This is a genomic window from Stenotrophomonas sp. A3_2, from assembly GCF_036624925.1.
Classification (GTDB): domain Bacteria; phylum Pseudomonadota; class Gammaproteobacteria; order Xanthomonadales; family Xanthomonadaceae; genus Stenotrophomonas; species Stenotrophomonas hibiscicola.
Window position 1 is genome coordinate 47,139 of record NZ_JAZKVY010000253.1, and the last position, 12,373, is coordinate 59,511.

Annotated in this window: 7 protein-coding genes; 5 read left to right on the forward strand and 2 right to left on the reverse strand. The window is 68.5% G+C overall.

Features of this window, described 5'->3' with window-relative positions; genetic code table 11:
* Positions 1-68 precede the first annotated feature (68 nt).
* From R5H29_RS11260 to R5H29_RS11270, 3 genes are read left to right on the forward strand one after another with little or no spacing between them, the layout of a single operon-like run.
* On the forward strand, positions 69-6,767 hold the full coding sequence (locus tag R5H29_RS11260; protein WP_332329190.1) for an Hpt domain-containing protein: 6,699 nt from the start codon (positions 69-71) through the stop codon (positions 6,765-6,767).
* Positions 6,754-8,094: a chemotaxis protein CheB gene (locus R5H29_RS11265; protein ID WP_332329191.1), complete on the forward strand. Its 1,341-nt coding sequence runs from the start codon at positions 6,754-6,756 to the stop codon at positions 8,092-8,094. Before R5H29_RS11260 ends, R5H29_RS11265 begins: the two co-directional genes overlap by 14 nt.
* Complete coding sequence (locus R5H29_RS11270; protein ID WP_005410712.1) at positions 8,091-8,555, forward strand: chemotaxis protein CheW; 465 nt, start codon at positions 8,091-8,093, stop codon at positions 8,553-8,555. Before R5H29_RS11265 ends, R5H29_RS11270 begins: the two co-directional genes overlap by 4 nt.
* A 256-nt stretch (positions 8,556-8,811) precedes the next feature.
* On the opposite strand, the gene R5H29_RS11275 is transcribed toward R5H29_RS11270, so the two are convergent.
* Both R5H29_RS11275 and bioA read right to left on the reverse strand, forming a co-directional pair.
* Positions 8,812-9,549: a 16S rRNA (uracil(1498)-N(3))-methyltransferase gene (locus tag R5H29_RS11275; protein WP_171953496.1), complete on the reverse strand. Its 738-nt coding sequence runs from the start codon at positions 9,547-9,549 to the stop codon at positions 8,812-8,814.
* Complete coding sequence (gene bioA / locus R5H29_RS11280) at positions 9,540-10,931, reverse strand: adenosylmethionine--8-amino-7-oxononanoate transaminase (RefSeq protein ID WP_239502476.1); 1,392 nt, start codon at positions 10,929-10,931, stop codon at positions 9,540-9,542. The genes R5H29_RS11275 and bioA overlap by 10 nt, the downstream gene beginning before the upstream one ends.
* 77 nt (positions 10,932-11,008) lie before the next feature.
* Here bioA and nudE point away from each other — a divergent pair, with 77 nt between their 5' ends.
* Positions 11,009-11,572 carry an ADP compounds hydrolase NudE gene (nudE, locus tag R5H29_RS11285; protein ID WP_019660090.1) on the forward strand — a complete coding sequence of 188 codons (564 nt, stop codon included), beginning with the start codon at positions 11,009-11,011 and terminating at the stop codon, positions 11,570-11,572.
* The gene (cysQ, locus tag R5H29_RS11290; protein ID WP_021203306.1) at positions 11,569-12,372 is read left to right on the forward strand and encodes a 3'(2'),5'-bisphosphate nucleotidase CysQ; all 804 of its coding nucleotides are present in this window, start codon (positions 11,569-11,571) and stop codon (positions 12,370-12,372) included. The genes nudE and cysQ overlap by 4 nt, the downstream gene beginning before the upstream one ends.
* The last annotated feature ends 1 nt before the right edge of the window (position 12,373 follow it).

Here is a 12,373-nt window from a genome sequence, read left to right on the forward strand (position 1 = left end):
ATGAAGCATTTCCATTTCCCACGCCAGAACTCGCGCGGCCACCGCGCGGCGGCGAACGGAGCGCGTCCATGAGCAGTCTGCGCGATGCGATGAGCCACGCAGCGCTGGGCTGGGTCAAGCCCGAGCTGGACGAGACCCTGCGCCAGGTGCGCAACGAGGTCGAGTACTACGCCGAAGACCCGAGCGATGCCAGCCGCATGCGCATCTGCGCCGGCTACCTGCACCAGGTGCAGGGCACCCTGCGCATGGTCGAGCTGTATGCACCGGCGATGGTGGCCGAGGAACTGGAACAACTGGCCAATGCCATCGGGGCCGACGGCGTGGCCGACCGTGATGAAGCCTGCGCGACCCTGATGCGTGGCAGCGTGCTGCTGCCCGACTACCTGGAGCGCCTGCAGAACGGCCACCGCGACATCCCGATCGTGCTGATGCCGCTGCTCAACGAGATCCGTGCCGCGCGTGGCGAAGAAGGCGTGCATGACAGCGTGCTGCTGGCATTCGCACCGGACAGCGTCACCGCCACCGAGGCCGAGCTGGACCATGCCCGCGGCAGCCTGAGCGGGCGCAACCGCGAGTTGCTGGACACGGTCGGCAGTGCGGTGAAGGAAGAACTGCTGCGCATCAAGGATGCGCTGGACCTGCACCTGCGCACCGGCGGTGCTCCGGAACAGCTGCAGACCCAGGCCAACGAGCTCGGGGCGGTGGCCGATACGCTGGGCATGATGGGCCTGGGCGTGGCCCGCAGCGTGGTCGTGCAGCAGCGTGACGCACTGCGTGGGGTGGTGGAAGGGCGCCAGCAGATCGATGAGAACCTGCTGCTGGATATCGCCGGGGCACTGCTCTACGTGGACGCCTCGCTGGACGACCAGGTCGCCCATCTGGGCGCTGGCGGCAGTGGCGAGGACGATCCGAGCGCGGTTGAGAACCGCCGCACGGTGGAGGTGCTGGCGCATGAAGCCATCGCCAACTTCGCCGCCGCCCGCGAGCATTTCGTCGCGTTCATCGAAACCAGCTGGAACCATGCCGAGCTGCAGGATGTGCCGCGCCTGCTGGGTGATGTATCCGGTGCGCTGCGCATGCTCGATCTGGGCACCGCCGCAGACTACCTGCGTGGCGTACAGCAGTACATCGAGGCCGAGCTGATCGGTCGCCAGCGCGTGCCCAGTGGCCGCCAGCTGGACACCCTGGCCGATGCCATGGCCAGCCTAGAGTACTACCTGGAAGCCCTGCGCGACCGCCGTCCGGGCCGCGAGGACATCCTCGACATCACCCGCAGCAGCCTTGAAGCGCTGCGCTATTGGCCGTTGCCGGACCGCAACGCGGTGGAACCGGTTGCCGCCGCGCCGGTTCCGTTCGCATCGCTGCTGGTGGACCGGGAGCCGGTCGCGCTGCAGGCCGAGCCTTTGCAGCCGGAGCGCATCGAGATTCCGGTTCAGCCAGCCGCGCCCGCCGCCGGCACTGTGCCGGTGCCCTTGCCGGACTTCACCTTTGATCCACCACCGGCCACGCCTGCACCGGAGGTGCTGGACAACCGCCTGATGTTCGGTGCGCTGGGGAACCTTGCATCCACACCGCTGTCGCTGCATGACGACCGCGAGGCGGCGCTGGTCTTCGCCGCCTCCAGCGCGCCTGCGCCCGAGGTGCCGCAGTGGGATCTCGCGCCGTTCCATCCGGACGCCGATCCGGCCGCGAGTGCCGAAGACGAACGCAGCCCGACCTTCGCCAGTTTCGATCCGGTCAGCTTCGAACGCGCCGAAACCGGAATGGAATCGGTGCCGCAATGGACGCTGTCGGAGGCGACACCACCGGTATCGGCTGATGTGGCAGTGGCGGATGTCGAGCACGACGTCGACGCGTCGGTACCCTTTGACACCACTGGCTTTGCAGCGCCGGTGTTCGACCCGGTGGCTGCCGAGCACGATGTGGTTGCTGCCCGTGACGACGTGGTGTTCCGTTTCGACGCCGATGCGCTGGATAACGCCGACGACGTGCTGTCGCTGCACGCCATGGAGACGCTGTCGCTGGACGACGACGCCGGACTGCATCCGTCGCTGGAGACCGTCGATGACGCCACGCCCCAGCCGTTGGACGAAAGCCCCGTGGTTGCCGAAGTCGACGCCGTTGCGGCGGATGTGCCGGAGCACGCGGCCGCGCCGATGGCCGAGGTGCTGACGCCGGCCTCCGATGCACCGGCACCGGCGGTGTCGGTGATTGATATCGACACCATCGCACCGATCGATTTCAGCGAAGCCGACGCACAGTTCTTTGCCGAGCTGAGCGCCGCGGCGGCCGACTTCAATCCGCAGGCCATGGCGGCTCCGCCCGCTGCGGACATCCCGGTCGTGGCTGGGACCGAGGCCGGCTTCGAGGCCGGCTTCGACGACGATGCCGAGAACATCGACGAGGACATCCGCGAGGTGTTCCTGGAAGAGTTCGACGACGAACTGGCCAACCTTGGCACGCTGCTGCCGGCATGGCGCACGCAGCTGGACAACATGGACCGGCTGCGGCCGATCCGCCGCATCTTCCACACCCTCAAGGGCAGTGGCCGACTGGTCGGCGCGCGCACCCTGGGGGAGTTCGCCTGGAAGATCGAGGGCATGCTCAACCGCGTGCTCGATGGCAACCGGCCGGCCACGCCGGCCGTGCTGGCAATGGTCGACAATGCGCACGCCGCACTGCCGCAGTTGAATGCCGCGCTGCGCCATGGCCAGCGCATCAGCGTGGACCTGCAGGCAATGCAGGCCATCGCCGATCGGGTCGGCGCCGGCGAGGAGACCTTCTACGTGCCGTTGCCGGCTGCGGCCGCACCGGCAGCGACACTGGCCGAGTCCGAAGGCGAAGACGAAATCAGCCGCCTGCTGGACGCCGAGGCCGCTGCGTCGGCGCAGGCCGATGCCTCGGCGGTGGCCGAAGACGCCGGGACCCCGGCCAACATCGACAGCGTGCTGCGCGAGATCCTCGAGGCCGAGGTCGAAGTCCACCAGGCGACCCTGCAGGAGTGGCTGCGCTCGGCACAGCAGGCACCGCAGCCGGTCAGCGACGCACTGCTGCGTGCGGTTCACACCATGAACGGCGCCTTCGCGATGACCGAAGTGCCGGAAATCACCGCCGTTACCGGCGGCGCCGAGTCCTACATCAAGCGGGCTCTGGCCGCCGATGTGGTACCTGGCGACGAGGGTGTCGCCGCGCTGGACGCAGCTGCGCAGGCGATCACCGCGACCATGGAGGCGCTGCAGGCCGAACACCCGCGCATTGCGCCGCAGGATGCGCTGGTGCAGCGGCTGCAGGCATTGGCTGGCGAGCTGCCGGAAGCGCGCTGGCCGCTGTTCGCGTCGGAAGACGAGGATGAAGAGGGCACCGAACCGGCGCTAGATGTCGAGCAGGCATCCGAAGCCGAAGCGCCGCTGGCCGGCCTGGACGCGCTGGGCGAAACCAGCATGCCCGTTGCTTCCGATGCGGCTCCTGATCTCATTGCCGACCCGCTTGCCGAAGATGCGCTGGAACCGGTTCCATCTGCGCCCGATCTCAGGACGCCGGACGTCGCCGCCGACAGCGGCCTGGAAGTCGGCGAGTTGACCGCCAGCGACGATCTTTCGCGTTACTTCGATGCCGGCTGGCCGTCGGTGCAGGGAGAAGATGAACCCGCAGTGGCGTACACCGGCGCGATTGAATCGATCCAGCCGGTGGAGAGTGCGCCTGTTGCCGAAGGGGCCGACGCAGCTGCCGCGCCCACGATCGAGACCGTCGACGACGCTGATCTGACCATGGCCGACGATCTGTCGCCGTACCTCGACGCCAGTGCGCTGCCGGTCGACGACCGCGACGCGGAAGAGCTGCCGGTGTCTGCGGAAGTTGACGCGATCGACCTGAATACGTCCTTGTCCTTTGATTCGGGCAGCGGCGATGACAGCGTCATTGACGACGCTGCTGCATTGCCACTCGACAGCGAGCTGTCGAGCCTGCAGGATGAAATGGCTGTGCCGGGTTTCGCAGAACCGGTCACGCTGGCAGCCGCGCTCGAGGCCGGCCTGCACGTGATCGAGCGAGAGCGGACCCTGGACGACGACGGGCAATGGCCCGTGATCGGCCTCCAGGCCAGCGAACTCGCGCCGGGCGAGGCAGATGCCTTTGCCGAGGATGCGGACGTCGGCGGGGAGGCGGCGGTCGGTGAAGGAGAGAGCGCCGATCAGCCGTCCCCGGCGACGGTGATTGAGGCGTTCAGCGCAGAGGCACGCGTTGGCAGTGGTGCTCCGGTGCGGTTCTTCGAAATGGAAGAGGCGCCGGGCCAGGGCACGATCAACACCGGTGACGGCACGGAGATCGCAGCGGCCGACATCGAGCCCCCTGCGCCGGATGTTGAGCAGGCGCCTGTTGCGGCGGATGCCGAAGACGGTGCCGATGCCGATGCGCTTGACTTCAGCGTGTACGACCGCGAGCTGGTCGACATCTTTGTCGAGGAAGGCAGGGACCTACTCGACCACTGTGATGGCCTGATCAGCGAGCTGCGTGATGCACCGCAGGATCGCGAGGTGCTGGCCGGCCTGCAGCGTGACCTGCACACCCTCAAAGGGGGCGCTCGCATGGCCGGTATCAATGCCATCGGCGACCTCGGCCACAGCATCGAATCGCTGCTGGAAGCGGTGGCCGCTGGCCGTACCGAAATCGAGCGCCGCGACGTGCAGCTGCTGGAACGCGGCTTTGACCGCCTGCACCAGCTGCTCACCCGTACCGGCACCCACCGCGTGGTGGAGCCGGCGCTGGATCTGGTGGAGGCCTTCGAGGTTCGCACCACCACCGATATTGCTGCAGCCGCCACGGCCGCGCGTGCAGCCAGCGAGGCCGAGACCGTGCCGGCGCAGGCTGCGGCCACGCTGACGCCGATTGTCGACGCGCCGCTGTCGGCACCGCTGCCGGCCGAGGGTACGGTCGATGAAGACCCCCTGGCACGTCCGCAGCAGGAACAGGTGCGCGTGCGCGCCGACCTGCTCGACCGCCTGGTCAACCATGCCGGTGAAGTGGCGATCTACCGCTCGCGCCTGGAACAGCAGCTCGGCGCCTTCCGCGGCGCGATGGGCGAACTGGAGCGCACCAATGCGCGACTGCGCGACCAGCTGCGCCGCCTCGACCTGGAAACCGAGGCGCAGATCGTCGCCCGCTACCAGCGCGAGCAGGACCAGGCCGACCAGAAGTTCGATCCGCTGGAACTGGATCGCTTCTCCACCCTGCAGCAGCTCAGCCGTGCGCTGAACGAGTCCGCCGCCGACCTTGGCGGCCTGCAGGGCGTGCTGGACGATCTGTCGCGCCAGTACGATTCGCTGCTGCAGCAGCAGTCGCGTGTCAGTTCGGAGCTGCAGGACGGCCTGATGCGCGCGCGCATGGTGCCGTTCGATGGCCTGGTGCCGCGCCTGCGCCGCGTGGTCCGCCAGGCCGGCATGGATACCGGCAAGCAGGTCCACCTGACTCTGGAAGGCACCCACGGCGAACTGGACCGCAACGTCCTCGATCGCATGGTCGCGCCGCTGGAACACATGCTGCGCAACTCGGTGGCCCATGGCCTGGAAGCGCCGGAACAGCGCCGCGCCGCCGGCAAGCCGGAGGAGGGCGAGATCGCCATCCGCCTGCACCGCGAAGGCTCGGAAATCGTCCTGGAAGTGGCCGATGACGGCGCTGGCCTGGACCGCGAAGCGATCCGCCGCCGCGCCATCGACCGCGGCCTGCTGGCCGCCGATGCGCAGCCGAACGAGCAGCAACTGGACAACCTCATCTTCGCGTCAGGCTTCACCACCGCCGACCAGGTCAGCCAGCTGGCCGGCCGTGGCGTGGGCATGGACGTGGTGCGCAACGAAGTGCGCCAGCTGGGTGGCTCGGTCGATATCCAGTCAGTGCGTGGGCAGGGCGTGCGCTTCACCCTGCGCCTGCCGCAGACGCTGGCGGTCACCCAGGCGGTGTTCGTGCAGATCGGCGAAACCACCTTCGCAGTGCCGGTGGCCTCGGTCAGTGGTATCGGCCGCCTGTCGCGCGAGCGCTTCGAGGCTGCCGACAGCAGCTACCGCTACAGCGGCGAAGACTATCCGCTGTACGACCTTGGCAGCTTGGTCGGCCAGGCCCCGGCGCGTGCCGACGGCCAGGAGCAGGTGCCACTGCTGCTGGTCCGTGCCGGTGATCTGCGCGCCGCCGTCGCGATCGACCAGGTGCTGGGCAACCGCGAAATCGTGGTCAAGCCGGTCGGCCTGCAGATCGCGTCGGTGCCGGGGATCTACGGCGCCACCATCACCGGCGACGGCCGCGTGGTGGTGATCCTGGACGTGGCGCCGCTGGTGCGCCGTTTCCTGGCCAACCCGACGCTGCCGGTACTGGCCAATGCGCCGCGCCAGGAGCGCCAGGTGCCGCTGGTGATGGTGGTCGACGACTCGCTGACCATGCGCAAGGTCACCGGCCGCATCCTCGAACGCCACAACTTCGAGGTCAGCGTTGCGCGCGACGGCGTGGAAGCACTGGAGCGACTGGAAGAGCGGGTACCGGACCTGATGCTGCTGGACATCGAGATGCCGCGCATGGATGGCTACGAGCTGGCTACCGCGATGCGTGCCGACCCGCGCTACAGGGACGTGCCGATCGTGATGATCACTTCGCGCAGCGGTGACAAGCACCGCCAGCGCGCCTTCGAGATCGGTGTCCAGCGTTATCTGGGCAAGCCGTACCAGGAACTGGACCTGATGCGTAACGTGTACGACCTGTTGGGGATCGCCCGTGTCCGTGAGTGAAACCCAGGCGGCTCCGGCCGTTGCCCTGCTGGCCTGTCCCGGCGCGGCGCGCGAGCGCCTGCGCGAGGCACTGTCGCATGCGGATGTGCAGCTGGTGCTGGAAGACGACCCGAACAGCCTTGAGCCGCAGCTGCTGCACGACGCCCGACCTCAGGTCGTGGTGATTGCGCTGGAGACGGCCATTGAGGACGCATTGGAGCGCCTGGAAACGGTGTTGTCCGCACCGGGCCTGACCCTGGTCTTCGACGAGGCCGAACTGGCCGCACGTCGTGATGGCTGGGAGGCCCAGCGCTGGGGCCGTCATCTGGCCGCGAAGCTGCATGGCCATCAGCAGGTATTGCCGCCGGGGGCCGAAGAAGAACCCAGCCTGCAACTGGCGCCGGGCCATCCGGCACCGCCACCGGCACCGCAGGAAGAAGCGCTGCAGGCGCACCTGGACCAGGCATCGAGCTGGGCCGACGAGGTCCCCGCTGACAGCCTGTACTCGCCGCCTGCGCAGCTGCACGAACCGATTGCGCTGGAACAGGCGCTGGCGGCGCTGCAGCCGGTCGTGCCTGAGCCGCTGGAGGCCCCCGAACCGCCATCGCTGGCGGAGATCGCGCCCGCAGCACCGCCCATTCCGCCGGCCTCCTTCGACCACACCGCATGGTCGCTGGTCGATGACGTGGCCGACGTTCCGGCAGCCGCTTCGCAACACGCCGCGCCGGAGGCACCGCTGCCTTCCTTCGATACCGGCCATCTGAGCCTGGTCGATCTGGATGCTGGTGCGCCCGTGGGCGCACGCGCCGGATCGTTGCTGGTGCTGGCCGGCATCGGCGGCCCGGATGCACTGCGTCGCCTGCTGGGCGCGCTGCCTGCATCGCTGAGCGTCCCGGTGCTGGTGCATATGCGCTTGGACGGTGGCCGCTACGGAAACCTGGTCAAGCAGATGGCGCGCGTGTCGCCGCTGCCGGTGCAGCTGGCCGAAGTCGGCCAGCGTGCAACACCCGGTGAAGTGCACGTGCTGGCCGATGACATCGGCGTGCAGGCAGCCAGCGACGGCCTGCATTTCGTCAGCGACGCGCAAGGGATCTCGATTGCCGCGCTGCCGGCTGAGCACACCGCGCTGGTCCTGCTCAGCGGCGCCGACCTTGCGCTTGTGGGGCCGGCACTGGATCTGGCCGCCGCCGGTGCGTGGGTGGCCGGGCAGGTCGGCGAGGGCTGCTATGACCCTGCCGCGGCCACGGCGGTGGTCGCCGCTGGCATGGTGGCCGGTGAACCACAGGAACTGGCGCAGGCCATCGCCTCGCGCTGGGGCGTGGAAGACGATAACGGAGACGCACCATGAGCTATGCCAGCAATGACGAAATCCGAGGCGTCCTGATCCAGGCCGGCAACGAACGCGTGCTGCTGCCCAATGCCACCGTGGCCGAAATGATGTCGCGGGTGCCGGTGCAGCCGGTTTCCGATGCCCCGCGCTGGCTGGTCGGCGAAATCGGCTGGCACGGCTGGCAGGTGCCGCTGGTGTCGTTCGCGCGCCTTTCCGGCCTGGGCGAGGAAGCCGTGGGCGGCCACAACAAGGTGGTGGTGCTGAAGGCCCTCAGCGGCAACGCGCAGCGCCCGTACTACGCGCTGCTGACGCAGAATTTTCCGCAGCTGATCTCGGTGCCGCGCGATGGCCTGCTGGCCGATGCTTCCGAGGAAACCCTGCCGCAGATCGTGCACATGCGCGTGCTGCTGGGTGAGCAGAGCGCGCTGCTGCCGAACCTGGACGCACTGGAAGCCGCCCTGGATTCGCTGGCGGCTTGATCCACCAGGCTGGTAGTGCCGGCTGCCGACCGGCACCGAGCCGAGCATGGCTCGGCTCTACAAGGAAACTGCAATCTGGCGCGGGCCTGTAGAGCCGAGCCTACGCTCGGCTGCTGCCCTGGACGCGCTGGTCGCGGTAGTGGCGGGGCCGGGGCGGCCCCCCCCACGGTACCCCGGGGGGCCCGCCCCGCGGGCCCCCCCACCCCCCCGCCCCGGGGGGGGCCCGCCCCGCCCCCGCCACTACAACGAATCAGCCTCACCCCAGATCGCCCAGCCGCGCCTGCAATGCGGCAATCGCGGCCAGCCCGGCGGTCTCGGTTCGCAGGATGCGCGGGCCCAGTTGAAGGCCCTGGAAGCCTGCTGCTGCCAACTGATCACGGTCGCGCGGCGACCAGCCTCCTTCCGGACCGATCGCGATCACGATGCCGCCCGCCGGCGCCGCGTCCAGCGTCGACAGGCGATGGGCACCCAGCGGGTCCAGGGTCAGCCGCAGCGTATCGGCCGGCAGTGCCGCCGCGGCCTGTGCCAGCGACAGCGGCGGGCCCACCTGCGGAATGCGCGCGCGCCCGGACTGGCCGCAGGCCGAGGTCACCACATTGTTCCAGTGCGACACGCGCTTCTCCGCCCGAGCCGCATCCAGCTTCACCTCGGTACGCTCGGCATTCACCGGAATGATCGCCGCCACGCCCAGCTCGGTGGCCTTCTGCAGGATCAGGTCCATCTTTTCGCCTCGGGCAATGCCCTGCAGCAGGGTGATCGCCAGCGGCGATTCGTTGTCCACCGCCTGCACCGCATCGATGCGCACCTGCACCTCACGCTTGCCGGCGGCAGTCAGCGTGGCGCTGTAGTCGTGGCCATCGCCGTTGAACAGCACGCAGGTATCACCCTCGCGCAGGCGCATCACCCGCACCAGATGGTTGGCCGTCTCTTCCGGCAGGGTCACGGTCTGGCCGCTGTGCAGCGCCAGGTGGATGGGGCAGCGGGTCACGCGCATGCAATCGCCTCGTCAATCGCCGCCAGCGTGGTATCTGCCAGCAGCTCCAGTTGTTCGTCGTCCACGCAGTAGGGTGGCATCCAGTACAGCACGTCGCCCAGCGGACGCAGCACCACGCCACGTTTCAGCGCGGCCTTGTAGGCATGCAGGCCCAGCCGCATGGCCGGGTCGAAGGGCGTGCGCTTGTTGCCGTCGCGCGACAGCTCGAAGGCAACTACCATGCCGGCCTGGCGCACGTCGGCCACGTGCGGATGGTCGCTGAACGGTGCGGCCAGCGTGCCCATCACCGAGGCGATGCCACGGTTGCGGGCGATCACATCGTCGTCGCGGAAGATGTCCAGCGTGGCCAATGCCGCCGCGCAGGCCAGCGGGTTGCCGGTATAGCTGTGCGAATGCAGGAAGGCGCGCTCGCGTGAGTCGTCGAGGAACGCGTCGTACAGCGCCTGCGTGGCCAGCACGGTGGCCAGCGGCAGGAAGCCGCCGGTCAGGCCCTTGGACAGGCACATCAGGTCCGGCATCACCCCGGCCTGCTCGCAGGCGAACAGGGTGCCGGTGCGGCCGAAACCGGTGGCGATCTCGTCGGCGATCATGAACGCGCCATGGGCGTCGCATAGTTCGCGCACGCGCTGCAGGTAGACCGGGTCATGCATGCGCATGCCGCCGGCGCACTGCAGGCGCGGTTCCAGGATCACCGCACAGATCTCGCCCGGGTGCTGGTCGAACAGCGTGGCAAGGCCATCGGCGGCCTGCCGTGCACGCTCAGCCGGGCTCTGACCGGGCTCAGCCAGGAAAGCATCCGGCGAGGGCGCGAACAGCGCTTCGGCCAGCAGCGGCGCATAGACGCGGCGATACAGCGGAATGTCTCCCAGCGCCAGCGCGCCGAGGGTCTCGCCGTGGTAGCCGTTCTCCAATGCGATGAAACGCGTGCGCTGCGGTTCCCCTCGGTTCTGGAAATACTGGAAGGCCATCTTCAGCGCCACTTCCACGCCGGCGGACCCGTTGTCGGCGTAGAACACCTTGGCCAGTGGTTCGCGGCCAGGCTGGCGTGGGGCCAGTGCGAGCAGGCGTTCGGCCAGGCTGATGGCTGGCTCATGGCCGAAGCCGGCAAGCATCACCTGTTCCAGTTGCCTGGCCTGGGCGGCAATGGCACCACCGATGCGCGGTTCGGCATGGCCGAACAGGTTGGTCCACCAACTGCTGACGGCGTCCAGGTAGCGATTGCCGTCGTGGTCGATCAACCATGCGCCTTCACCACGGGCGATCGGCACCAGCGGCAGGGTATGCGGGTGCTCGCGCATCTGCGTGCACGGGTGCCAGAGCACCTGCAGATCGCGTTGCCGCCAGTGCTGGGCCAGCGGGGAGGGGGTTGGGTCTGCTAGCATTTCGGGCTCATGAACATGTTGCTGCCTGCACATTCTATCGGCACCGGCGCAGGCGCCGGCCGCCGCGGAGATCCCACATGAACGATGACCGTGCCGGGCGTCGCTTGCCGATCATCCATCGGATCACCGATGAGGAGAACGGCCCCTTCCAGCGGCAGCATCTGGACCTGGAGTTCTCCAACGGCGAACGCCGCCGGTTCGAACGTCTGGTCAGCCGAGGTCATGGCGCAGTGGTGGTGGTGCCGATGCTCGACGACGAGACCGTACTGCTGGTACGTGAATACGCTGCCGGCATGCACCGCTATGAACTGGGGTTGGTCAAGGGGCGGATCGATGCCGGCGAGACCCCCGAGCAGGCCGCCGACCGCGAGCTGAAGGAAGAGGCGGGTTTCGGCGCGCGCCGGGTCGATGTGCTGCGCGCGATGACCCTGGCCCCGACCTACATGAGCCACCAGTCGTGGCTGGTGGTGGCACGCGACCTGTACCCGGAAAAGCTGGCCGGCGACGAGCCGGAAGAACTGGAAGTCATCCCGTGGAAGCTGGCCGAGCTGGACCAGCTGATGCTGCGCGAGGACTTTTCCGAGGGGCGCTCGCTGGCGGCACTGTTCATCGCCCGCCAGTGGCTGCAGGGACTGCGATGATCAAGCTGACCACGGACCTGCGCGAGACCGCCATCGCCATCGCCCAGGACGCCGGACGGGCCATCATGCAGGTCTATGCCGATGGCTTCGATGTACAGATCAAGGACGACAGCAGCCCTGTCACCAGTGCCGACCTGGCGGCCAACCAGGTCATTGAACAGGGCCTGCAGCAGCTGACCCCGGACCTGCCAATCCTGTCCGAAGAATCGGCACAGGTGGCCTGGGAGCAGCGCCGCCACTGGGGCGCGTACTGGCTGGTCGATCCGCTCGACGGCACCCGTGAATTCGTCAAGCGCAACGGCGAGTTCAGTGTCAACATCGCGCTGATCTATCAGGGCGCACCGGCCTTCGGCGTGGTGCTGGCCCCGGTGACCGGCATCGTCTGGCATGCCATGCGCGGCGAGCTGGCCTATCGCCGGCAGGGCCTGCACGACACCGTGCTGCGCACCCGCACGCCGGCCACCGCACCGCTGCGGGTTGCTGCCAGCCGCTCGCACCGCTCACCGGAAACCGAGGCCCTGCTTGCAAGGATGGGCCGCATCGAGACCATCGCGCAGGGCTCGTCGCTGAAGTTCTGCCGGATCGCCGAAGGTGGCCTGGATGTCTATCCGCGGCTGGGCCCGACCTCCGAATGGGATACCGCCGCCGGCCAGTGCGTGCTGCACGCCGCCGGCGGCGCGGTGCTGTCGGCCGCGACCGGCAAGCCGTTCCGTTACAACCGCCGCGAAACCCTGTTGAACGGCGATTTCATTGCCCTTGGTGACACCAGCCTGCCATGGCGCGACTGGTTGTCCGATTGAC